Here is a 23,179-nt window from a genome sequence, read left to right as displayed (position 1 = left end):
CAGGACCCTTCAGGTGAGCGGATGGTGTGGCCGAGGACACTATCCGCAATCGGCTCGCCTCGGTATCCCCCGCTCACCCACTACCAACGCGAACCGTGGGACAGCGCGCGCACCCTGTGCGGCCGGCGCCGATGCCTGGGACCGGTGCCGGAGTGCCGACACGGCGCTCGCCTCGTCACGAGGTGGCGGCGAGGATCTCCGTTCGGGGTGCGACGACGCGGCGGCGGATCGGGAGTAGCACCGCCGGGTGGGCGATGCTCCAGGCCGCGCCCCGGCAGACGATCTCCTTGTAGCGGGCTGCCATCCTGCCCTTGATGAGGGACGGCTTGGCCCGGTCGTCGGCGGTCACGAACTGGATGATGCCGTCGCGGCGGCCGAGGCTGATGCACTGGTTGAAGTAGCGCAGCGGGGCCCGGGGGATCTTCCGACCGGTCAGGCGCGCAGCGATGGCGTCGGCGGCCTGCCAGGCCATCGGGGCCCCCGAGGCGCAGGACATCCGCAGCGGCTTGCCGCCCGGCCCTTCGGCGAGTCCGGCGTCGCCGACGGCGTACACGTCGGGGTGTGAGACCGAGCGCATCGTGGCGTCGACGACGATCTGCCCGTTCGCTGCGACCGCCAGGGTCGTGGCCGCGGCGATGGGGTGGACGGCGAAGCCGGCCGTCCAGACGGTCACCTCGGCCGGGATCACCCGGGCGTCGCCGGTGACCGCGCCGGTCGCCTCGACCCGCACGATGTCGGTGTGCTCGTGGACGGTGACGGCGAGCCGGTCGAAGACGGCGCGCAGGTGGTGCTGCGCCTTCTCGGTGAGCCGGTCACCGAGGCCGCCGCGGGCGGCGATCGCGACGTCGAGGTCCGGCCGGGCCTCGGCGATCTCGGTAGCCGCCTCGAGGCCGGTGAGCCCTCCGCCGACGACCAGCACGGTCCCGCCCGCGGCGAGGTCGTCGAGGCGATCGCGCAGTCGCAGCGCGGACTGCTTGCCGGCGATGTCGTACGCGTGCTCGGCGACGCCGGGCACGCCGTGGTCCGCGGCCGTGCTGCCGAGGGCGTAGACGAGGGTGTCGTAGGCGATCTCCTCGGCGCCGTGCTCGGCAGTGAGCGCGACGATCTTGCGGTCGGCGTCGACGGCGGTGACCCGTGCCAGTCGTACCTTTACGCCCGTGCCCGCGTAGATGTCGCTCAGCGTGCGGCGCTTCAGGGTCTGTCCGGCCGCGAGCTGGTGCATGCGGACCCGCTCGACGAAGTCGGCGTCGGCGTTGACGACGGTGATCTCGGTGTCGTCAGGGTGCAGTCGCTTGGCGAGGCGGCCGGCGGCGGTGGCGCCGGCGTATCCGGCCCCGAGGACGACGATGCGGTGCTTCATGGCCTCACTCCTGTCTCGGTGGGTTCGCTTCCTGAACCGGACAGCGACGCGATTCCTGACAGGAGCTGGCTATGACCTGGGTCACCAGGCGTCGAGGGGCTCCCCGTGCTCGGATGCGGACCATTGGCGCGTGGCGCGTACGAGCTTGTCGGGGTTGGCCTGGGTGCGGATGGCCGCGACGCCGTCGGAGGTGACCTCCAGGGACATGACGGCGAGGACGCGGTCGCCGATCATGACCACCACCGCGGGCCCGCCGTTGACGACCTCGGCGTAGAGGGTGGGGCTGCCGCCCATCATGTTCCGTTTGACGTCGGTGGGCTTGAACAGGTTGCGCAGGAACCTCGCCACCGCCGGCGCGCCGATGATCGGCGTGGCGCGGGCCGGGGCCTTGCCGCCGCCGTCGCCGGTGCTCCTCACGTCGTCGGTCAGCAGCTCGACCAGCCGCTGGGTGTCGCCGCTGGTGGCTGCGGCGAAAAACTCCTCGACAATTCTTCGCGCGGTGGGCCCGTCGACCTCCGCGCGGGCCCGGCCGGTGGCGACGTGCTGCTTGGCGCGCCGGTAGACCTGCTGGCAGTTCGACTCGGTGATGTCGAGGATCTCGGCGATCTCGCTGTGCGAGTAGCCGAAGGCCTCGCGCAGCACGTACACCGCACGCTCGTTGGCCGAGAGCCGCTCCATCAGGGTGAGCACCGCCATCGAGACCGATTCGCGCTGCTCGACGGTGTCGACCGGGCCGAGCATCCGGTCCCCGGCGAGGACCGGCTCGGGCAGCCACGTGCCCACATAGCTCTCCCGTCTGGCCCGTGCCGAGGTGAGCTGGTTGCGGCACAGGTTGGTGAGCACCTTCGTCAGCCACGCCTCGGGCGTCTCGACGCGCTCCCGGTCCGCGGCCTGCCAGCGCAGGAACGTGTCCTGGACCGCGTCCTCGGCGTCGCCCGCCGAGCCCAGCAGGCGATAGGCGATCGCCTCCAGGCGGGCCCTGGAGTGCTCGAACAGTTCGACGTCGCGCGCACTGAGCGGCATGGCTCGATAGTTAACCACGCGCGGCCCGCGCCGTTTCGTACCTGCGCCGCTACGTGCCCCCGCGTTGGTCGCGCGGGCCCGATCGGCACCGCGCCCCCACGCCGCCCCGCAACGGTCACCGCGCGGCCGGTCGGATGGTGAGGCGGGAGCCCGCGACAACGGTGGCGCCGGCGGTTGCCTCGGCCACCAGTTGGCGGTGGCCGGCATCGTCGGGGTCGCTGACCGTCGCGGTGACGGTGAGGGTGGCGCCCCCTTCGTCGGGCACCAGCAGCGGCAGCATGAACCGGGTCTCGTGGTCGAACACTCCGGCCGGGTCCCCGACCCACTCGGTGACTGCCCGCGCGGTCAGCGCCATGGTGAGCATCCCGTGCCCGATGACGCCAGGCAGTCCCGCCCGGGTGGCGGCGTGGTCGCTGAAGTGGATCGGGTTGAAGTCGCCCGACGCGCCCGCGTAGCGCACCAGGTCCTGCCGGGTGACCGTGAAATCGCGGGCCGGAAGCTCCCGGCCGGGCACGGTCCAGGGCTGTCGCGGTTCCGCTCCGCGCTTGGCCGCCCGGGGTCGGGTGCCCCGCTCCACCAGCGTCGAGTACGCCGTACAGACCGGTTCGCCGGCCGTGGTGGCGATCTCGCTGCGCGTGGTGACGATCTGGTGCACCCCGCCGGACTGGATCTGTTCGATGTGGACGGTCACCGTCAGCTCGTCGCCGGCCTGGACGCCTCGCGTGTGCCGGAAGCGCTGGCGCCCGTGTACCACCCGGCTGTAGTCCAGACCGAGCGCCGGGTCGGACAGCGTGTTCCGAGTGGCGGGCAGGCTCAGCACGATGGGAAAGGTGGGCGGGACCACCGGCTGGCCGTCCTGGGGGAGGGCGGCTCCGGTGGCCAGGACGAACTCCTGGATCTTCTCCTGGCTGACCCGGTACGGCGCGGTGGGCGCGAACACCCTGCCGACGAACGCCTCGTTGAGCGGCATGTCTCTCTCCTGATCGGGTCTTCTAGAGCGCGGCGGCCAGCCACGCGACCAGGTCGACGTCGGTGGTCTTGAGGGTCATGACGTCGACCCCGGCATCCGCCCAGGCCGCCAGCCGGTCCCGGATCCGTTCGCGGGGCCCCACCAGGGCAAGCTGGTCGATGAGCGCGTCCGGTACCGCGGCGGCGGCCTGGGCGCGGCGACCGTCCAGGTACAACTCCTGGATCTGCTGGGTGGCCGCCTCGTAGCCCAGCCGGGACGCCAGGTCGGCGTAGAAGTTGCGGCCCCGCGCGCCCATGCCGCCCAGGTACAGGGCGAACGCCGGGCGCAGCGCGTCCCGACAGGCCGCGAGGTCGGCTCCGGGCGCCAGGTGCACCGTGGCCACGACCCGCAGCGGGCCGAGGTCCGCGGGGCGGCGGGCCAGCCCGGGGGCGAGCATGTCCCGGTACAGCTCGGGCCGGTCCGGGCAGTAGAAGGCGGGCAGCCAGCCCTCGGCGAACTGTCCGGCGAGCGCCACGTTGCGCGGGCCGTTGGCCGCCAACAGGACCGGTATCCGTGGGCGTACCGGGTGCAGGGTGGCCTTCAACGGGCGCGGTGGTTCCCGGTCGGCGCGCGGATACGGCACCGGGTAGTGGACGCCCGGGTAGGTCAGCGGCTCCCGCCGGGCCACCGCCGCACGCACGATGTCGACGTACTCGCGGGTTCGGGCCAGCGGGGAGTCGAACGCGACGCCGTGCCAGCCCTCCACGACCTGCGGGCCCGAGGTGCCCAGGCCCAGCAGGAGCCGGCCGTCGCTGAGCTGGTCGAGGGTGAGCGCGGTCATCGCGGTGGCGGCCGGGGTGCGGGCCGGCATCTGGAGCACCGCCGTGCCCAGGCCGATCCGGCTGGTCACCGCCGTCAGGTGACCCAGCACGCTGACCGCGTCGGAGCCGTACGCCTCCGAGACCCACAGCGAGTCCAGGCCGGCAGCGTCGGCGCGGCGGGCCACGGCGCCGAGGTCCCGCAGGCCGCTTGAGTGTCCGAGGCTGAGTCCGAGTTTCATGCTGTCCGTTCTGTATATAGAACGATCATTGTCTTGATTTCGAGAACAGTAGGGACGCCCAGGGATGGGCGTCAAGAGCCTCGGTTCTCTACTTCTGCCAAGGTGGTGGCCGGAAGAGGGTTGACACCCCGCATGGTCCATTCCATGATGTTCGGCACACGAACCTGGAACATGGTTCTACTGACAGACCGTTGGCGTCCCCGTCCGCTCTTCGGACGCCGAGAGCCGGAGCCTCCGGCTCATCCCCTCCACACCCCCACGGCCCGGCGTCGCATCTCGTTCGTCAGGGCTCTCCGGCCGCATTGCCCCACCCGCAGGGAGCGACCATGTCCCGTACCCGCGCGGCGCGATGCCTGAGCATCGTGGCCACCTCACTCACGTTCGCCGCATCGATCACCGCCTGTGGCGACGGCAAGGACTCCGGCGACTCGTCGGGAAGAGACATCGTCATCGGCATGGTCGAGGACACCTCGGGTGGTACTGCGGCCACGTCGGCCGAGGCGAGCACCGGGATCTCGCTGGCCATCGACGAGATCAACAAGGCCGGCGGCGTCGGCGGGCGATCGCTCAAGCTGATCCGCCAGAACGACGGCAGCCAGCCCAGTCAGACCCCGGCCGTGCTACGCAAGCTCGTCAGCGACGGTGCCCGCGTCATCATCATGAACTCGTCGTCGGCGTCGGCCCAGCAGGTCAAGCCGGTCGTCGAGCAGGAGAAGATCGTGGCCGTCTCGGCGACGAACATCGCCTCCGCCATCGCGGAACCGCCGAACAACACGTTCTCGTTCATCCTGGCCAATCCGATCACCGACATCGGCACCGTGTACGCGGCGGCGTTCAAGAAGACCGGCGTCACGCGGCTGGCCGTCATCACCGACGACTCGCCCACCATGGCCGGGCTCAACAAGGGGCTGCTGCCCATCTTCGAACAGTCCGGCATCACCATCGTCGCCAACGAGAAGGCGCCGCTGAACACCACCGACGTGGCGCCGCAGCTCAGCCGCATCGCCGCCGCCAAGCCCGACGCGCTGTTCGTGTCCTCGCTGGGCGGCCAGCTGGAGGTGCTGTTCCACAACACCGCGCACCAGATCATGCCGGACCTGCCGCGGATCTCCCTGGCGTCGATCGGCAACCAGCCGGACACCTGGAAGCTGGCCAAGCCCGGCGCGTTCCGGCAGCTCGTCTACGCCAGCGCCATCTCCGCCGACAACACCCGCTCCAGCGAGCTGGGCGACAAGCTCAAGGCCAAGCTGGGGGAGAAGTACCTGGGGTTGACCGCCTTCGCCGCGCAGGGCTACGACACCGTCTACCTGCTGAAGCAGGCGATCGAGAAGGCCGGCGTGGACAGCGGTCCGGCGCAGGTGCGGGGCGGGCTCGAACAGATCAGCACGTTCCCGGCGAGCTGGGGACGGCAGGGCTTCACGATGAGCTTCACGTCCAGCAAGCACGTCGGCAGCGACGGGCTGTGCGGCATCGTGCTGCGCCGCTTCACCGAGCAGAACCAGCCCGGCGACAACTGGGCCGACTACCAGCCGCAGTGCTCATGACCGACACGACAGCCCAGCCGCGCACCGCGTTCATCACCGGTGGCGCCCGGGGCATCGGGCGGGCGTTCGCGCAGGCGCTCGTCGCCGACGGTACCCGGGTGGTCCTGGCCGACATCGACGAGACGGCGGCGGTGCAGGCCGCCGCCGATCTCGGGGCCGCCGTGGCGCTCGGGGTCGCCTGCGACACCGCCGACGAGACGTCGGTGCAACGCGCGGTCGACGAGGCGGCGGCACACTTCGGCGGTCTCGACATCCTGATCAACAACGCCGGCAAGCACCTGATGGCCTGGAGTCGACCGGTCACCGAGATCTCCACCGCCGGCTGGCGGGAGATCCTCGACGTGAACGTGTTGGGCATCGTCAACTGCGCCCGGGCCTGCCGGCCGCACCTGCGCCGCAGCGGCGCGGGCGCGGTACTCAACATCTCGTCGGTGTCCGGGTTCGCCGCCACCGACGTGTACGGCATCACGAAGCTCGCCGTGCGTGGCCTGACCGCCGCGCTGGCAAAGGAGTTCGCGCCCGACGGGACCCGGGTGAACTGCCTGGCCCCCGGGCCGATGGACTCCGAGTCGGCCATGGCCGACCTGCCCGAGGAGTTGCTTCGCGACTTCATCGCCAACAAGCAGCTCATCCAGCGCCAGGGCCGGATGGCCGACCTCGTGGGCGCCATGCGGTTCCTCTGCGGCGCGGACAGCGCCTTCATCACCGGCGAGACCCTGATCGTCGGCGGCGGCCACCCACTTCGGGTCTGACCCGCGCCACCACCCGCACCACCACCCCAAGGAGTGAGTTCTATGTCGTGGAGCCTGCATCACGTCAACCTGCCCGCCTCGGACGTCCGGGCGATGGCCGCCTTCTACTCGAAGGTGTTCGGCATGCAGGAGAAGACGTTCCCGTTCGTCGAGGACGGGCGGGGCGCTCTGCAGACGGGCAACGACTTCGTCGCCCTGTTCGAGGACCACAACCAACGGCAGATCCACATCTGCAAGCCGACCCCGTCGCTGCCGTGGGACAACGACCTGCGGCTGCACCCGGTCATCAACGGGCACATCGCCATCGAGGTCGACGACATCGACGGCGTGATGCGACGGCTGGCCGAGCTGGGCATGCCCTACAACGACGCCGGCACGTGGGCGTTCAAGGGATACCGGCAGGTCTACTGCTACGACCCGTCGATGAACGTCGTCGAGATCAACCAGAAGCACCCTTGAGTCAATGATCCCCCTACAGGTCATCGTCTCGATCATCGAGACGGGATGCTTCTTCGGTCTACTGGCCGCGGCGATGTTCGTGGTGCGGGAGAGTTCCGGATTCTTCAACTTCGCGGTCGGCGGGTACGCGGTGTTCGCCGGGCTTGCCTCGGCGTACTTCACCAGCGTACGAGGACTGCCCGCCGCCGCCGGAATCGCCATCGGGGTGGTCGGCGCGGTGGCGCTGGCGCTGCTGACCGAGGTGCTCGTGGTGCGTCCGATGTGGAAGCCGGGGGCCAACGAGGAACTGCCGATGGTGATCGCGCTGGTGGCCACGTTGTTCGCCCTCGAACAGATCTCCGGGGTGCTGTTCGGCCGTGCCGCGCTGCCCGGGCCACAACTGGTCGGGGACGGCGCGGTACGGCTGGGCAGCGCCACGGTGACCGCGCAGGCCGCGCTGGAGGTCGGGCTGACCGCGCTGGCGTTCGGGCTGCTGCTGCTGTTCGTCTACCGCACCCGGATGGGTCGGGGACTGCGCGCGATCGGCGAGAACACCCCGGCCGCCATCGTCCTCGGGCTGCCGGTGCGGGCGGTACGCATCGCCTCGTTCACCCTCGCCGGGGCGCTGGCCGGCCTCGCCGGCAGCGTCTTCGCGGCGCGGTCCGGGATCATCTTCGACAGCGCGATGGACTACACCCTCTTCGCGTTCCTGGCGCTGGTGATCGGCGGCACCGCGTCGGTGTGGGGGCCGCTGGCCGGCGGGCTGATCCTGGCCACCATCCAGTCGGCCGCCATCTTCTACTTCGGCGCCGCCGCCCTGCACTACGCGACGCTCGCCGCCGCCGTGCTGTTCTTCGCCTTCCGCCCGCAGGGCATCTTCATGAAACGGGTACGGGTATGAGCGCCACCCGCTTGCGGCCCCTCGCCGAACCGGTCATCTCCGGCGCGCTGCTGATCCTCGCCATCACCTGGGTCGGCACCGACGGGTACCGGCAGGACCTCGCCGTGCTCACCGTCACGTACGGGCTGATCGGGCTCGGCCTGTACAGCCACTTCATCATGGGCGACTCGCTGTCCATCGCGTACAACGCGTACGCGGCGATCGGCGGCTACGCGCTGGGCCTGGTCGCCACCCGGACCGGCTGGCCGCTGCTGGTTTCGCTACCACTGGGCATCGTCGCCGCCGTACTCATCTCCGTGCTCCTGGGCCTGGCCACCCGCCGGCTCAACGGCTTCTACCTGGCTGCCGTGACGCTGCTGTTCAGCGAGGCGTTCCAGGCCTGGCTCATCGACGCGGACGGCGTCACCGGCGGCGCCGAGGGCGTGATCCTCACCCGGTCGATCAGCGTCTTCGGCGCGGAGCTCGGCAGGGACCAGATCGTGGTCATCGCGCTGGTGCTGATGTGGCTCATCGCGTTGCTGCTGTCCCGGCTGCGCCGCTCGCCGTTCGGCGTCGCGCTGCGGGCCAAGGCGCAGGCCTCGGTCGCCGTCGAGGCGGCCGGGGTGCCGGTGACCGCGCTGACCCTCATCTCGCTGAGCATCGGCGCCGCGATCGGATCGCTGGCCGGCGCCGTGTTCACCACGGCGAACCTGTCGATCCTGCCGGAGTCGATCCCGGTGTCGGTGGCGTTCCTCGCGGTGTTCATCCCGTTCCTGGGCGGGCGGTCCAGCCCGTGGGGTGTGGTCATCGGTGCGCTGCTGGTCACCGAGCTCACCTTCAACCTCAACTTCTTCCAGGGTTCCGGGACGCTCCTGTTCGCCGTCGCCGTGGTGGCGGTGCTCATCTTCGCCCCGGAGGGCCTGATCGGACTGGCCCGCGACCTGACCGGCCGGCTCGTCGGCGCTGTCAACAGAGGCGGACGCGATGAACGCTGACATCCTTTCCTGTCAAGAGCTGACCAAGTCGTACGGCGGGGTCAAGGCGGTCACCGGCGCCTCGTTCACCGTCGGCGCCGGTGAGATCGTCGGGCTGGTCGGCCCCAACGGCGCGGGCAAGAGCACGATGGTCGACCTGATCGGCGGCGAGCAGCAGCCCGACAGCGGCCAGGTGCTCGCCGGCGGGGTGCCGCTGGCCGGCCCACCGTCCCGCCGCGCCCGTCGCGCCGGGTTGGCCCGCACCTACCAGTACCCGCAGGTCGCCGGCGCGCTCACCGCCCGCGACAACATCATCGTCGGCGGTTTCGCCCGGGGCCTGTCCTCCGGCTTCGCACTGCTGCGCGCGGCGGCGCGGGGCGTGGTCGCCCCGGGCGGCCGGGCACTGCGCGAGGAGGCCGGCCAGGTCGCCGCCCGCCTCGGGCTGCGCCGGATCGACCGGCTGGCCGCCGACCTGACCCTCGGCGAGCTGCGGCTGCTGGAGGTGGCCCGCGCGCTGTTGCAGCACCCGCGCATCGCGCTGCTCGACGAGCCGTTCGCCGGGCTGGCCTCCGACGGCATCGCCGGCCTGTCCGCATCCATCCGCACGGTCGCCGCCGGCGGCACCGCCGTGCTGCTGGTCGACCACAACGTCGACATCGTGGCCTCGATGGCCGACCGGATGGTGCTGATGGCCGGCGGCACGGTCGTCTTCGACGGCGCTCCCCGCGACTGCCTCGCCAGCGCCGAGATGCAGGCAGTCTACTTCGGCACCGGGCAGGTGGATCGATGAGCGAGACGGGCCTGCGGGCCACCGACCTGACCGTTCGATATGGGCGGGCCAGTGCGCTGAGCCTCACCGATACCGAACTGCGGGTACCGGCGGGGCGGGTGACCCTCGTGGTCGGCCCCAACGGCGCGGGCAAGAGCAGCCTGGTCCTGGCACTGTACGGCTCGGTGCCGGCGGGCGGGCAGGTGTACCTCGGCGGCCGGGATGTCTCCGCGCTGCCCACCCGGGCCCGGGCCCGGGCCGGGCTCGCCCTGGTGCCGCAGGGTCGGCAGCTCTTCGCCCGGATGAGCGTCCGGGAGAACCTGATGGTCAGCGCCGAACTGCTCCGCCTGGACCCGGAACGGGTGGAGCAGGCCCTGGACCGCTTCCCGATCCTGCGCACCCGCGCGAACCGGCCGGCCGGCGTGCTCTCCGGCGGTGAGCAGCAGATGATGGTGGTGGCCCGCGCGCTGATGACCGACCCCAGCGTGCTGCTGCTCGACGAGATGGCCACCGGACTGGCCCCGCTGATCGTGGACGACCTGCTGCGCACCGTGCGGGAACTGGCCCGGTCGGGCACCGCCGTACTGCTGGCCGCGCCGACCATCGGCGTGCTCGGCCAGGTCGCCGACGGCGGCGTGGTGCTGATGCGCGGTCGGGTCGTCGCCGAACACGATGACGTCGCCGAACTGGACGCCGCCTACCAGGCCGCCATGGGCGCGATCGTGGAGGGCTGAGCCGTGGCCGACGGTGCCGTGATGGTCGGTTTCGTGGGGCTGGGCAACATCGGCCGGCCGATGGCCGGCGCACTGGCGGGTACGTTCCCGGTGGTCGTGTACGACGTGGACGCGTCGGCCGCCGCCGGCGTGCCCGGTGCCCGGGTCGCGGCCTCGCTGGCCGACGTGGGCGCCGCCGCCACCGTGGTGGGCGTCGCCGTGTACGACGATGCCCAGGTCCGCGACGTGGTGACCGGGCTGCTGGCCGAGATGCGCCCAGGCGGCACCATCCTGGTGCACAGCACGATCTCGCTGGACACCGTGCGGGACGTCGCGACCCAGGCGGGCGCGGCAGGGGTGGCGCTGCTGGACGTGGCGGTGGCCGGCGGCGACGCCCGGGCACGACGCGGCGACCTCACCCTGATGGTCGGCGGCGACCCGGACGAGCTGGCCCGCGTCCGCCCGGTCCTCGACGCCCTGGGCAGCCGGATCCACCACGTGGGGCCGGTCGGCGCGGGACTGGCCGCCAAGCTGGCCAACAACCTGGCGCTGCACGTCGGGTTCCAGGTGCTGGAGGAGGCCCTGGCGCTGGGCGGCGACGCGGGCGTCGGCGAGGCGGAGCTGCTGGAGGTGCTGAACTCCGGCACCGCGCAGTCCTGGCTGACCGGCAACTTCGCCTACTACCGCCGGCAGATCCGCGAGGTGCTGCCGCCCGGCATGGTCGCCAAGGACCTGCACGCCGCCGTCACGCTGGCCGGCGACGGCGCGGACATCCCGCTGACCCGGCTGGCCGCCGGCACCCCGCGGGAGGCGGTGGTGGTGGCGGCGCTGCGGACCCCGCTGGGCCGCCGCCGGGGCGCGCTGAGCGGGGTACGCCCGGACGAGCTGCTGGCCTACACCCTGCGCCAGCTCGTGCAGCGGGCCGGCATCGCGCCGGACACGGTGGACGACGTGATCGCCGGATGCGTCAACGCGGTCGGTGAGCAGGGGCGCAACATCGCCCGGGTGGCCGCGCTGGCCGCCGGCCTGCCGGTCACGGTGCCCGGTGTGACGGTCAACCGGATGTGCGGTTCCAGCCAGCAGGCGCTGCACTTCGCGGCGCACGCGGTGCTGAGCGGCCAGCAGCGGATGGTGATCGCCGCCGGCGTCGAGTCGATGTCCCGGGTACCGCTGGGCGCCGACGCGGCGGGCGTCGCCCCACCGGGTGCGGTCACCGGCCGGTACGCGCTGGTGGACCAGGGCGTGGCGGCCGACCGGATCGCCGCGCGTTGGCAGCTGGACCGTGCCGAGCTGGACGCCTTCGCCCTGGCCAGCCACCGCAACGCCGAGGCGGCCTGGCGGGACGGCCGGTTCGCCGACGAGTGCGTGCCGGTACCCGCCGACCTCACCGCCGCGCTGCTCGCCGACGAGCTGCCCGACGCCGGCTGGGTCATCGAGCGCGACGAGGGGATCCGGCCCGACACCTCGCTGGCGGCCCTGGCCGCGCTGGAGCCCGCCTTCGGCGCGGACGGCGTGCACCACGCCGGCAACTCCAGCCAGCTCACCGACGGCGCGGCGGCCGTGCTGGTCTGCGACGGCGCCGAGGCGCGACGGCACGGCCTGGTACCGCTGGCCCGGATCGTGGCCACCGAGGTCGTCGGCGTGGAAACCGACCTGATGCTGCACGGCGTCATTCCGGTGACCCGGCGCATCCTGGAGCGCACCGGACTGACCCTTGCCGACATCGACCTGTACGAGGTCAACGAGGCGTTCGCCAGCGTCCCGCTGGCCTGGCTGCGGGAGACCGGCGCCGATCCCGGGCGGCTCAACGTCAACGGTGGCGCCATCGCGCTGGGCCACCCCACCGGCTGCTCGGGTGCCCGACTGGCCACCACCCTGCTGTACGAGCTGCGCCGCCGGGGCGGCCGGTACGGGTTGCAGGTCATGTGCGTCGGTTACGGGATGGCCACCGCGACGCTCTACGAACGGATTGGTGAGGCATGAGCGAACTGCTGTCGGCGCAGACCCGGGAGATCCTGGACGGGCTGCGCGACTTCCTGAACGCGGAGGTCCTCGCCCGCCACCGCGACGCCGGTGCGCTGCTGTCCGACCCGCGCCAGCGGTACGGGCCGGACGGCCGGCACGTCGCCGCCGTCGAGGAGCACCGCCGCGCGGTCCGGACGGCCTCGTCCCGCGCCGGGTACTACACCATGTGCGTTCCCGAGGAGCTGGGCGGCGGCGGGCAGGGCGCGGTCACCATGTACGCGGCGTGGGAACTCGTCAACCGGCTCTGCGGCAGCGGCGGCTGGCTGGGCAGCGAGGTGGTGGCGCACTGGGCCACCGGGCCGAGCGTGGTGTTCGCCCGCGCCGGGCAGCGGCTGCGGGACACCTTCCTCGCCGCCCTGCTGTCCGGCGAGCAGACCATGTGCTTCGCGATGTCCGAGCCCGGCGCCGGCTCGGACGTGTGGCAGATGTCGACCCGGGCGGTACCCGAGGCGGGCGGCTGGCGACTCACCGGCGTCAAGCAGTGGATCTCCAACGGGCCGCATGCCGACCTGGCCCTCGTCTTCGCGGTCACCGACCCCGAGCGGGTGCGGGCCAGGGCGGGCGGCATCTCGGCGTTCCTGGTACCGACCGACGCGCCGGGATTCCAGGTGGACAGCGTCATCGGCCTGTACGGCCAGACCGGCGGCGAGCACGCCATCCTGTCGATGAACGAGGTGCGCGTCGAGGACTGGCAGTTGTTCGGCGAGCCGGGCAACGGGCTGTCGCTCGGGCTGGACGGCATCGCCACCGGCCGGCTGTACAACACGGCGAAGGGCGTCGGGTTGGCCCGTTGGGCGCTGGGCCTGGCGGTCGAGTTCGCCACCGAGCGGGAGACGTTCGGCACCCGGCTGTTCGACAACCAGGGCATCTCGTTCCCGCTGGCCGACGCCGCCACCCGGATCCACGCGGCGCACCTCATGGGCCTGCACGCCGCCGGACTGGTCGATGCCGGGCGGCCCGCCCTGACCGAGGTGGCGATGGCCAAGCTGTTCGCCACGGAGATGGCCACCGATGTCATCGACCGGGCCATGCAGACGCTGGGCGGGATGGGCATCACCACCGAGGTGGGGCTCGCGAAGGCGTGGCAGAGCATGCGGACGGTCAAGATCGCGGATGGCTCCTCGGAGATACTCAAGCGGCTCATCTCACGGCGCCTGGCCAATGGCGAGATGAGCGGATGAGTCGAGGTGATGTTGCCATGACCGAGGAATACCGGGTCCCCGCCATCGAACGGGCCGTACGGGTGCTGCGACTGCTCGCGGCGCAGGACTCGATGTCGCTGGCGAAGACGGTCGAAGCCACCGGCATGAACAAGAGCACCACCTACTACATCCTGCGCACCCTGCTGGCCGAGAACCTCGTCCAGTACGACGACGCCGGGCAGGGCTACCAGCTCGGCCCCGCGCTGGTCGAACTCGGCGCCGCCGCGGCCAACCAGATGAACGACGTCAGCATCGCCAAGCGCAGCCTGGCCAAACTGCTGGACCAGATGAACGCCACGATCGTGCTGTACCGGCGGATCAGCCTGACCGAGATCATCCTGGTCGACAAGCTGGAGCGCCCGCACCGGGTACGCATCACCCTGCAGGTCGGCACGCCGGTGCCGATCCAGGGCGGCTCGTTCGGCCGGGTCTTCCTCGCCTACGACGAGCCCTCGCAGGTCAGTGCCGCGCTGGCCACCGGGCTGCAACTGTTCACCAGCAAGAGCGTCGCCCGCAAGGAGATCTTCCTGCGCGACCTGGAACGGGTGCGCGAGCAGGGTTTCGCGGTCGACCACGAGGGCTACGCGTTGGGCGTCAGCACCGTCGCCGCGCCGATCTTCGGGCCGGACGGGCGGATCCGGCTGGTCGCCGCCGCCGTGGCCTTCACCAGTGAGATGGACGAACAACAATCCGCCTTGTACGGGCGGCTGCTGCGCGAATGCTGCGAGCGGATCACGAAGATGCTCGCCGGTCGCACCGAACTCGTCGGTCAGGACGAGTCCTGGGCCGACCACCAACCTCCGAAAGACAGGGAGTACCGCACATGACGGCTACGGCCTCGGTTTCAACACAGACGCTCCGCGGTCAGGTGGCCGTGGTCACCGGCGGAGCGGGCGGGCTGGGCCTGGCCATCAGCCGGGAACTCGGGCTGGCCGGCGCCACCGTGATCGTCGCCGACATCGCCGCCGAACCCGCCGAGCGCGGTGCCGAGCAGCTCGCCGCGGACGGCGTCGACGCCCATCCGCACGTGCTCGACGTGACGTCCCGGCAGAGCATCGACGCGATGGCCGCCGAGGTGAACGCCCGCCACGGCCGCATCGACATCCTGGTCAACAACGCCGGCTTCCCGGTGGACCGGCCGCTGGTGTCCATGAGCGACGAGGACTGGCACCAGGTGCTCGACGTGTGCCTGTACGGCACCTTCGCGTGCAGCCGAGCCGTGGCGCCGGGCATGATCGAGCGCGGCTACGGACGGCTCATCAACATCAGCTCCCGCGCGTACCTGGGCAACCCGGGGCAGGCGAACTACGCGGCGGCCAAGGCCGGCATCGTCGGCCTGACCCGCACTCTGGCCAAGGAACTCGGCAGGCACAACATCACGGTCAACGCGATCGCCCCCGGCCTGATCGCCACCGAGACCGTTCGCCGGCACCCGAAGTTCGACGCCATCGCGGAACGGGCGCAGCGCGCCAACTCGATCCGCCGCCTCGGCACCCCCGAGGACATCTCCGCCGCCGCGCTGTACCTCGCCTCGCCGGCAGCCTCGTTCGTCACCGGGGACGTGCTGCACGTCACCGGCGGCCGGTTCAGCTGAGGCGGCGGCGATGGACGTCCTGTTGAGTGAGGACGAGCGGCTGCTGCGCGACAGCGTGCGCTCGTACCTCGACGCGAAGATCGCGCCGATCGTGACCGAGCACGAACGCGCGCGTACCTTCCCCTGGCACCGGCTGACCGAGCTGTACGAGTTCGGGTACGTGCGCGGCGTGGTACCGGAGGCGGACGGCGGCGACGGCGCCAGCCACATGGTGCTGGCGCTGCTGATGCAGGAGGCCGGCCGCTGCTGGGGTTCGCTGCGCACCACGCTCAACGTGCAGAGCATGCTGGCCCGGGTACTGAGCACGGCGGGCACCCCGGAGCAGAAGGAACGGTTCCTCCGGCCGCTGCTGGCCGGGCAACGGTTCGGCTGGTTCGCGCTCACCGAACCCGACGCGGGTTCCGACGCCGGCGCGCTGCGCACGACCGCCCGGCGCGACGGGGACGACTACGTCGTCAACGGGCGCAAGCTGTACATCACCAACGCCCTGGCCGGCGACTTCGGGGTCGTGCTGGCCCGGGTGCCGGACACCGGCGAGGTCAGCGCGTTCCTGGTCGACCGGACGGAGTCGGAGTACCAGGCCTACGACATCCCGCACATGCCGCTGCGGGCCACGACGAGCTGCGAACTGGTCTTCGACCAGACCCGGATACCGGCGGCCAACCTGCTCGGCGAGCTGGGCCGTGGGCTGGCCCTGGCGATGTCCGGCGTCAACCTGGGCCGGTTGAACATGGCCATGGGGGCGGTCGGGCTGGCCCAGGCGTGCCTTGAGTCCTGTGTGGACTTCGCCCGTACCCGGGAACAGTTCGGCCGCCCGATCGCCGGATTCCAGCTCGTGCAGGAGATGGTGGTACAGGTCGCCACGCTCACCGAGACCGCCCGGCTGCTGGGCTACCAGGCGGCCCGCACGCTCGACGCCGGGCTGCCGGGCCGGTACGAGTGCTCGATGGCCAAGTACTACTGCGGCGAGGCGGCCGGTCAGGCGGCCACGCTCGCGTTGCAGGTGCACGGCGGGGCCGGGCTGATGGAGGAGTCCCCGGTCGAGCGGTACTTCCGCGACGCGCGGGAGGCGACCATCCCCGAGGGCACCAGCCAGATCCAGATCCTGCACCTGGGCAAGCACCTGCTCGGCGTGTCGGCACTGCGATGAACACCGCACACATCGGAGGAGATGTCATGTCCGGGCCGCTGCACGGGGTACGGGTCATCGAGGTGGCGGCGCTGGGCCCGGTGCCGTTCGCCGGGATGCTGCTGGCCGACATGGGCGCCGAGGTGATCCGGGTCGACCGGGTGGGCGCCCCCGCGCCGGGTGCGGGAGCGAGCGCCGGGACGGATCCGCGGCACCGGCACCGGCGCACCGTGGCACTGGACCTCAAGCGCCCCGCGGGCGTGGACCTGTTGCTGCGCCTCGTGGCCGGCGCCGACGTGCTGATGGAGGGGATGCGGCCCGGCGTGATGGAGCGGCTGGGCGCCGGCCCGCAACCCTGCCTGGACCGCAATCCGGGGCTGGTCTACGCGCGGATGACCGGCTGGGGGCAGGACGGGCCGCTGGCCCAGCGGGCCGGGCACGACATCAACTACATCGGGATCGCCGGAGCGCTGCACCCGATGGGACCGGCCGAGCTGCCGCCGCCGGTGCCGTTGAACCTGGTCGGCGACTTCGGCGGCGGCGCCATGTACCTGGCCTTCGGCATCGCCTGTGCGCTGCGGGAACGGGAGCGCTCCGGGGCCGGGCAGGTCATCGACGCGGCCATGGTCGACGGCGCGGTCTCGCTGACCGCGATGTTCCACGGGATGCTGGCCGCCGGCACCTGGTCGGACCGGCGGGAGAGCAACGTGCTCGACGGCTCGGCGCACTTCTACCGCACGTACCGCACCAGCGACGGTGGCTTCATGGCGGTCGGCGCGATCGAACCGCAGTTCTACGCCCAGCTACTGTCCGGGCTCGGGGTGGCCGCCGCCGACTTCCCGCAGCACGACCGGGAGCGCTGGCCCGCGCTGGCCGCCGCGTTCGCCCGGATCTTCGCCACCCGGACCCGGGACGAGTGGACCGCGGTGTTCGACGGCACCGACGCCTGCGTCACACCGGTGCTGTCGCTGGCCGAGGCCGCCGCCCACCCGCACCTGGCCGCCCGGGGCACGCTGGTGCCGGTCGCGGGGACGCCCCAGCCGGCGCCCGCGCCGCGGTTCTCCCGGACCGCCGCGGTGCCGCCGGGCCCGCCGGTCGGGTACGGCCGGCACACCGACGAGCTGCTCGCCGGCCTCGGACTTGCCGGGGTGGACATCGAGCGGCTGCGCGCCGAGCGGATCGTGGGTTAGCGACATGACGAACGAGGACATCGAGTACGACGAGCGCGACGGCATCGCCACCATCCGGCTCAACCGGCCGGAGGTGGGCAACGCGCTGTCCCGGCGGATGCGGCCCCGGCTGCGCGAGCTGTGGGCGACGGTACGCGACGACCCGTCGGTACGGGTGGTCATCGTCACCGGCACCGGGGACCGGCACTTCTGCACGGGCGCCGACGTCCGCGAGGTGGCCGACACCGGTACGACCTCGTCCGGGCACGGCACGGTGGCCGAGGACATCGTCTGGTCACCGTTGCAGAACCAGGTGTGGAAGCCCGTCATCTGCGCCGTGAACGGGCTGGTCGCCGGAGGCGGGCTGCACTTCGTCGCGGACGCCGACATCGTCGTGGCCGCCGAGCACGCCCAGTTCATGGACACCCATGTCAGCGTCGGGCAGGTCGGTGCGGTGGAGAACATCGGACTGGCCCGCCGCCTGCCGCTGGGTACCGTCCTGCGGATGACGCTGGCGGGCCGGGGTTTCCGGCTCGCCGCGGACCGCGCGTACCAGCTCGGTCTGGTCGACGAACTGGTGCCGGCGGCCGGCCTGATGGACGCCGCGCGGGAACTGGCCACGGCCATCGCCGCCAACTCCCCGAGTGCCGTGTCGCGCTCGAAGCAGGCCGTCTGGGGCGCCGCCGAACGGCCGCACCAGGAGGCCCTGGAGTACGGCTGGGAACTGGCCCGCCGGCAGTGGACCCACCCCGACTTCGTCGAGGGAGCGCGCGCCTTCGTGCAGCGACGCCCGCCGCAGTGGAACGTCGAGGTGCCGGCATGAGGTGGGCCTTCACCGCCGACCAGGAGCGCCTGCGCGACGAGGTGCGGGTCTTCCTGGCCGAACACGCGCACCAGCGCGACCCGATGCAGTACTTCCACGGCCGCGGCGGCGCCAGCCGCGAGCTGTACCGCGAGCTCGGCCGGCGCGGCTGGCTGCGGCTGGCCTGGCCGCGTGAGTGGGGCGGGCAGGGCGCGCGGCCCTCCACCGAGTTCATCGTCTGGGACGAGCTGGCCTACGCCCGCGCGGTCCGCCCCGACCTGGCCGCCGGGATCGTCGCGAAGACCATCATCGGGCACGGCACGGACGAGCAGCGGGCCCGGTTCCTGCCCGGCATCGGCCTGGGCGAGATCAGCTTCGCGTTGGGATACTCGGAGCCGGAAGCCGGATCGGACCTGGCCGGGGTGCGCACCCGGGCGGTGCCCGACGGCGACGGGTACCGGGTCACCGGCGAGAAGCGGTGGACCTCCGACGCGCACAACTCCGACTACCTGTGGCTGCTGTGCCGCACCCCGGAGAGCGGTCACACCCTGCTGATGCTCGACCTCACCGCGCCCGGGGTGCAGATCCGGCCGATCGACACCATCGACGGGCACCGGCTCAACGAGGTGAGCCTCGACGGCGTCTACGTGCCGCAGGAGAACCGGATCGGCGCCGAAGGCGAGGCGTGGCGGCTGATCCGGGCCGCGCTGGCCGTCGAGCGGCATCTGATGGTGCTGCCTGGCCGGGTCCGCCGCGACTTCGAGGACCTGCTGCGCTGGTCGGGCGAGCGGGGCTGGTCGGCCGATGCCCGGACCCGCGCCGACATCGCCGACATCGCGCTGGACGTGGCCGAGGTGGAGGTGGCGGCCATGAGCACCCTCGCGGCCCTGGAGGCCGGCCAGGACGGCGCCGCGCAGGCGGCGCGGGCGAAGCTGCTGGGCAGCAGGACCCTGCAACGCATCGCGCGGCTGCCGTTCGACGTCGGCGATGCCGGGGCCGCCCGCACCGGCACGCCGAGCTTCCTGTGGCACGAGACCTTCATGGAGACCATCGCCGGCGGCACCTCGGAGATCATGCTGGGCGTGCTGGCCCGCGAGGCGCTCGGGCTGGGAGGACGTCGATGACCGGGTTCCTGGACGTGCTCGCCGACCACGCGCGGCACGCGCCGAACGCGCCGGCGCTGATCGACCCGGTCGGCGAGTACACCTACGCGGAACTGTGGACCGCGATCGAGGAGCACGCCGCCGCGCTGCGCGCCCTCGGCGTCGCCCCCGGCGACCGGGTGGTCACCGCGCTGGCGCCCGGCGCCCCGCATCTGGCCGCGTTGTTCGGGGTGATGGCCGCCGGGGCGGTCGCGGTGCCGCTGAACATCCGGCTCGCCCCGCCCGAGGCGTACGCCTTCCTGGCCCCGCTCCGCCCGGCCCAGTTGCTGGCCGCCGAACCCGCCACCGAGCTGGCCGCCAGGCTGGGCTGCGGCCTGGCCACGCTGCCCTCGGCCGGCGCTGCCGGGCCGTTGACCGACCGGATGTCGCTGACCGTCGTGACGCCGGCCCCGTCGTCGCCGCCCCCGTCGTCGCCCGCCTCGTCGTCGTCCGCCTCGTCGTCGCCCGCGTTCCGCGACGAGTCGGCCGCGATGATCATCGGTACCGGCGGCACCACCGGCGAACCGAAGGGCGCCACCTGGACCCACTCGGCGCTGTACCAGTACGCCGCGTCCTGCCAGGCGCAGATGGAGATCCGGCGCACCGACGTGGAGCTGTACTTCTCCCCGTTCTTCCACATCGCGGTCGCCACGATCGTGTTCGCGACCCTGTTCGCGGGCGGCACCGCCTGGCTGCTGCCGCGCTTCGACGAGGCCGCTGTCCTCGACGCGCTCGCCACCGGCCGGCCCACCCGGCTGTTCGGCGCACCCACCGCGTTGGTGCGGCTGCTGGAGCATCCCGGCTTCGGCGCGGAGCACGGTGCCTCGATCCGCCGGGTGCTGTTCGGCTCCACAGCCAGCGTGCCGGCCTTCCCCGGTCGGCTGCGCGCCGCGTTTCCGCGGGCCCACCTGATCACCGGGTACGGCGCCACCGAGTTCGGCGCGGTGGCCCGGGTCCGCTCCTGGGAACAGGAGGACGGCGTCGACCGGGGGCTGGGTCGCCCGGTGCCGGGCGTGTCGATCCGCATCGTCGACGACGCCGGCCACGACGTGCCCCGGGGCGGCGTCGGTGAGGTCCTGGTCCGCGCGCCGTGGCAGATGTCCGGGTACTGGGCGCGGCCGGAACAGACCCGGGCCACGGCGGTCGACGGCGCGATCCGCTCCGGCGACCTCGGCTGGCTCGACGAGGACGGCTTCCTCCACCTGGCCGGCCGCGCCAAGGACATGGTCATCTCGGGGGGCGAGAACGTCTTCCCGATCGAGGTGGAGAACGTGATCGCCCGGCATCCGCAGGTCCACCAGGTCGCGGTGTTCGGCGTGGACGACCCGCTGTGGGGCGAACGGGTGGAGGCCGCCGTCGTGCCACACCCCGGTGGCGGCGTGGATCCCGACGGGCTGCGCGAGCACTGCCGCGCCGCCCTGGCCGGGTACAAGGTGCCGCGCCGGTTCCACGTGCTCGACGCACTGCCGGTGACCCCGGCGATGAAGGTGGACAAACGTGCCCTACGGGAGGTCACCCGTGACGCTTGAGGTGGACTACGGCCAGCAGCCGCGCGAGTTCGCGGAGGCGGTGCGCACGCTGTGCCGGCGCCACGAGGAGGGTTGGCGTCACCTGCCCGGCGACGGGTTTCCCGAGCGGACCTGGCAGGACCTCGCCGACATCGGGTTCCTCGGCCTCGCGGCCGAGGGCACCGAGGCGGCCGGCGAGATCGCCGCCGTCATGGAGGAGCTGGGCGGCCTCGGCTGCCCCGGCCCGCTCTGGGAGACCGTCCTGGCGACCCGCGCCGCCGCCGAACCGCCGCCGGACGGCATCGCCACCGTGGGTACCGGCGGCCCGCTGCCCTGGGGACACCGCGCCACCGTGTTCTTCGCGCTCACCGACGACGGCCTCTGGGAGTGTGCGCCGGCCGGCGAGGCGGTGCCGGCACCGATGCTCACCGGTGAGCTGTGGGCCGAGGTGCCGCTGACACCCCGCCGGCGCGTCCCCGACGAGTGCGGCGCGCTCGCCCTGGGTGACCTGGCGCTCGCCGCGCAACTCGTCGGGGCCGGCGCCCGGCTGGTTCGGGACGCCGCCGAGTACGTGGCCAGCCGCCACCAGTTCCGCCGGCCGCTGGGCGACTTCCAGGGCGTGGCCTTCCCGCTCGCCGAGGCCGACATCGAACTGGCCGCCGCGCGGGCCCTGACCAGCCGGGCGGCGTCCCGGCTGGCGGAGGGCGGCGCGGACGCCGCCCGCGCCGCCCGCGCCGCCGTCCTTTCCGCCGCCCGGGCGGCCCGTACCGCGACATACCACACCTTCCAGGCGTACGGCGCGATGGCGTTCACCGAAGAGGGCGGCGTGGCCTGGTACGGGCGGCGCGTCGCGCTTTTGCGTACCCAGGCGCTGGCCCCGTACCGCAGGGCGGCGTGGACCGCCGACGTCTTCGAGAGGAAGTTTCCATGACCGACGACGTTGTCGTCCTCGCCACGGCCCGTACCCCGTTCGGCCGCTTCGGCGGCGCCCTTCGTGACCTGCCCCTGCCCGACCTCGGCGCGATCCCGGTGGGCGCCGTGCTGCACCGCGCCGGGCTGACCGGCGCGGACGTCGACGAGCTGGCGTTCGGGGTGAACTTCCCCGGCTCCGAGCGCTCGGTGGCCCGGCAGGTGCTGCTGCGGGCCGGCATCCCCGAGGAGAAGGTCGCGTACACCGTCGACCGGGCCTGCTGCTCGTCGCTGGCGGCGATCACGCTGGCCAGCCGGGGACTGCGGCTGAACGACACCGCGCTGAGCGTCGCCGGCGCCGTGGAGAACCTGAGCCGGGTACCGTACTTCGTGCACGCGGCCCGCTTCGGCAACCGGATCGGTGACATCGTGCTCACCGACCAGCTCGTCGTCGCCTGCCCGCACACGGGGGTGCCCCGGGCCGTGCAGGCCGGCGCCGAGGCCACCGAGTACGGGGTGGACCGCGCCGAACAGGACGACTGGGCGCTGCGCAGCCAGCAACGGTACGCGGACGCCCTGGCCCGCGGCTGCTTCGACGACGAGATCGTGCCGGTGGACGTGCCGGACCGGACCGGCCGCCCCGTCCGGCTGGCCGCCGACGAGGTACCGCGGCCCGACACCACAGCACAGCAACTGGCCGCGCTGCCGACGGTCTACGGCAGCGCCACGGTGACGGCGGGCAACGCGCCCAACATGAGTACCGGCGCGGTGGCCCTGGTGCTGGCCGGTACGGCGGAGGCGGCGCGGCGCGGTACCACCGGCCTGGCCACCATCAGCGCGTGCGCCCAGGTGTCCGGCGATCCGCAGCGCCTGGCGTCGATGCCCGCGCGGGCGGCCCAGCGGGCACTGGCCCGGGCCGGCCTGGCCATCGAGGACATCGACCTGATCGAGGTCAACGAGGCGTTCGCGGCGGTGCCCCTGGTCACCACCCTTGCCCTGGCGGGCGGGGACCGGGCCGGGGCGCTGCGGCTGCGCGAGCGGACGAACGTCAACGGCGGCGCCGTCGCGGTCGGTCACCCCACGGGCGCGACGGGCGGCCGGCTGGTGATGACGATGATCAACGAGCTGCGCCGGCGGGGCGGGGGGAGGGGCCTGGTCACCATCTGCGGCGGCGTCGGCGAGGCCGAGTCGGTCATCGTCACCGTCCGGTGAAGGGACTGTCTCGCCAACGGCTCTG

Annotated in this window: 22 protein-coding genes and 2 pseudogenes; 19 read left to right on the top strand and 5 right to left on the bottom strand. The window is 72.5% G+C overall.

Features of this window, described 5'->3' with window-relative positions; all coding sequences use genetic code 11:
- Positions 1–175: 175 nt before the first annotated feature.
- The 5 genes and pseudogenes from C5N14_RS25530 to C5N14_RS25510 form a co-directional block, all read right to left on the bottom strand.
- A complete protein-coding gene (locus tag C5N14_RS25530; protein WP_117671449.1) occupies positions 176–1,360 on the bottom strand; it encodes an NAD(P)/FAD-dependent oxidoreductase in 1,185 nt (394 codons plus the stop codon).
- Between the two features lie 81 nt (positions 1,361–1,441).
- Positions 1,442–2,383, bottom strand: coding sequence for an RNA polymerase sigma-70 factor (locus C5N14_RS25525; RefSeq protein ID WP_117671447.1), 942 nt, complete (start codon positions 2,381–2,383; stop codon positions 1,442–1,444).
- 115 nt (positions 2,384–2,498) lie between these two features.
- The gene (locus tag C5N14_RS25520; RefSeq protein ID WP_117671485.1) at positions 2,499–2,897 is read right to left on the bottom strand and encodes a MaoC/PaaZ C-terminal domain-containing protein; all 399 of its coding nucleotides are present in this window, start codon (positions 2,895–2,897) and stop codon (positions 2,499–2,501) included.
- A 51-nt stretch (positions 2,898–2,948) separates the two neighbouring features.
- Positions 2,949–3,353 (bottom strand): annotated as a pseudogene (locus C5N14_RS25515) (MaoC family dehydratase N-terminal domain-containing protein); the annotation flags it as partial.
- Between the two features lie 22 nt (positions 3,354–3,375).
- Positions 3,376–4,392: an LLM class F420-dependent oxidoreductase gene (locus C5N14_RS25510; RefSeq protein WP_117671445.1), complete on the bottom strand. Its 1,017-nt coding sequence runs from the start codon at positions 4,390–4,392 to the stop codon at positions 3,376–3,378.
- 326 nt (positions 4,393–4,718) lie between these two features.
- On the opposite strand from C5N14_RS25510, the gene C5N14_RS25505 reads away from it, so the two are divergent.
- The 19 genes and pseudogenes from C5N14_RS25505 to C5N14_RS25420 all read left to right on the top strand — a co-directional run bounded on the left by C5N14_RS25505 (position 4,719) and on the right by C5N14_RS25420 (position 23,154).
- Positions 4,719–5,936: an ABC transporter substrate-binding protein gene (locus C5N14_RS25505; protein ID WP_117671443.1), complete on the top strand. Its 1,218-nt coding sequence runs from the start codon at positions 4,719–4,721 to the stop codon at positions 5,934–5,936.
- On the top strand, positions 5,933–6,688 hold the full coding sequence (locus C5N14_RS25500; RefSeq protein WP_117671442.1) for an SDR family NAD(P)-dependent oxidoreductase: 756 nt from the start codon (positions 5,933–5,935) through the stop codon (positions 6,686–6,688). Before C5N14_RS25505 ends, C5N14_RS25500 begins: the two co-directional genes overlap by 4 nt.
- A gap of 42 nt (positions 6,689–6,730) precedes the next feature.
- Entirely contained in the window at positions 6,731–7,147 is a 417-nt protein-coding gene (locus C5N14_RS25495; RefSeq protein ID WP_117671440.1) for a VOC family protein, read from the top strand.
- A gap of 4 nt (positions 7,148–7,151) precedes the next feature.
- Positions 7,152–8,027, top strand: coding sequence for a branched-chain amino acid ABC transporter permease (locus C5N14_RS25490; RefSeq protein ID WP_117671438.1), 876 nt, complete (start codon positions 7,152–7,154; stop codon positions 8,025–8,027).
- Positions 8,024–9,001 carry a branched-chain amino acid ABC transporter permease gene (locus tag C5N14_RS25485; RefSeq protein WP_117671436.1) on the top strand — a complete coding sequence of 326 codons (978 nt, stop codon included), beginning with the start codon at positions 8,024–8,026 and terminating at the stop codon, positions 8,999–9,001. The genes C5N14_RS25490 and C5N14_RS25485 overlap by 4 nt, the downstream gene beginning before the upstream one ends.
- A complete protein-coding gene (locus C5N14_RS25480; RefSeq protein WP_117671434.1) occupies positions 8,991–9,770 on the top strand; it encodes an ABC transporter ATP-binding protein in 780 nt (259 codons plus the stop codon). Before C5N14_RS25485 ends, C5N14_RS25480 begins: the two co-directional genes overlap by 11 nt.
- A complete protein-coding gene (locus C5N14_RS25475; RefSeq protein ID WP_117671432.1) occupies positions 9,767–10,483 on the top strand; it encodes an ABC transporter ATP-binding protein in 717 nt (238 codons plus the stop codon). The genes C5N14_RS25480 and C5N14_RS25475 overlap by 4 nt, the downstream gene beginning before the upstream one ends.
- A gap of 21 nt (positions 10,484–10,504) precedes the next feature.
- A pseudogene (locus C5N14_RS33415) lies at positions 10,505–11,200 on the top strand (NAD(P)-dependent oxidoreductase); the annotation flags it as partial.
- 48 nt (positions 11,201–11,248) lie between these two features.
- Positions 11,249–12,445: a thiolase family protein gene (locus tag C5N14_RS33410; RefSeq protein WP_243640026.1), complete on the top strand. Its 1,197-nt coding sequence runs from the start codon at positions 11,249–11,251 to the stop codon at positions 12,443–12,445.
- On the top strand, positions 12,442–13,668 hold the full coding sequence (locus C5N14_RS25465) for an acyl-CoA dehydrogenase family protein (RefSeq protein ID WP_117671428.1): 1,227 nt from the start codon (positions 12,442–12,444) through the stop codon (positions 13,666–13,668). The genes C5N14_RS33410 and C5N14_RS25465 overlap by 4 nt, the downstream gene beginning before the upstream one ends.
- Before the next feature lie 17 nt (positions 13,669–13,685).
- Entirely contained in the window at positions 13,686–14,516 is an 831-nt protein-coding gene (locus C5N14_RS25460) for an IclR family transcriptional regulator (protein ID WP_165878220.1), read from the top strand.
- A gap of 41 nt (positions 14,517–14,557) precedes the next feature.
- Positions 14,558–15,283 (top strand): SDR family NAD(P)-dependent oxidoreductase, encoded by a 726-nt coding sequence (locus C5N14_RS25455; protein WP_243640022.1) that lies wholly within the window; start codon positions 14,558–14,560, stop codon positions 15,281–15,283.
- A gap of 10 nt (positions 15,284–15,293) precedes the next feature.
- The gene (locus tag C5N14_RS25450) at positions 15,294–16,433 is read left to right on the top strand and encodes an acyl-CoA dehydrogenase family protein (RefSeq protein ID WP_117671422.1); all 1,140 of its coding nucleotides are present in this window, start codon (positions 15,294–15,296) and stop codon (positions 16,431–16,433) included.
- Between the two features lie 11 nt (positions 16,434–16,444).
- Positions 16,445–17,602 carry a CaiB/BaiF CoA-transferase family protein gene (locus C5N14_RS25445; protein WP_305792078.1) on the top strand — a complete coding sequence of 386 codons (1,158 nt, stop codon included), beginning with the start codon at positions 16,445–16,447 and terminating at the stop codon, positions 17,600–17,602.
- Between the two features lie 4 nt (positions 17,603–17,606).
- The gene (locus C5N14_RS25440; RefSeq protein WP_117671418.1) at positions 17,607–18,404 is read left to right on the top strand and encodes an enoyl-CoA hydratase/isomerase family protein; all 798 of its coding nucleotides are present in this window, start codon (positions 17,607–17,609) and stop codon (positions 18,402–18,404) included.
- Positions 18,401–19,507, top strand: coding sequence for an acyl-CoA dehydrogenase family protein (locus tag C5N14_RS25435; RefSeq protein ID WP_117671416.1), 1,107 nt, complete (start codon positions 18,401–18,403; stop codon positions 19,505–19,507). The genes C5N14_RS25440 and C5N14_RS25435 overlap by 4 nt, the downstream gene beginning before the upstream one ends.
- Positions 19,504–21,054: a class I adenylate-forming enzyme family protein gene (locus C5N14_RS25430; protein ID WP_117671414.1), complete on the top strand. Its 1,551-nt coding sequence runs from the start codon at positions 19,504–19,506 to the stop codon at positions 21,052–21,054. Before C5N14_RS25435 ends, C5N14_RS25430 begins: the two co-directional genes overlap by 4 nt.
- Positions 21,044–21,964: an acyl-CoA dehydrogenase family protein gene (locus C5N14_RS25425; RefSeq protein WP_128763658.1), complete on the top strand. Its 921-nt coding sequence runs from the start codon at positions 21,044–21,046 to the stop codon at positions 21,962–21,964. The genes C5N14_RS25430 and C5N14_RS25425 overlap by 11 nt, the downstream gene beginning before the upstream one ends.
- Positions 21,961–23,154 carry a thiolase family protein gene (locus tag C5N14_RS25420; protein ID WP_117671410.1) on the top strand — a complete coding sequence of 398 codons (1,194 nt, stop codon included), beginning with the start codon at positions 21,961–21,963 and terminating at the stop codon, positions 23,152–23,154. Before C5N14_RS25425 ends, C5N14_RS25420 begins: the two co-directional genes overlap by 4 nt.
- The last annotated feature ends 25 nt before the right edge of the window (positions 23,155–23,179 follow it).

Source organism: Micromonospora sp. MW-13, from assembly GCF_003434305.1.
GTDB lineage: Bacteria > Actinomycetota > Actinomycetes > Mycobacteriales > Micromonosporaceae > Micromonospora.
The sequence above is the reverse complement of the archived record's forward strand: the minus strand, read 5'-3'. Positions and strand labels throughout refer to the sequence as shown.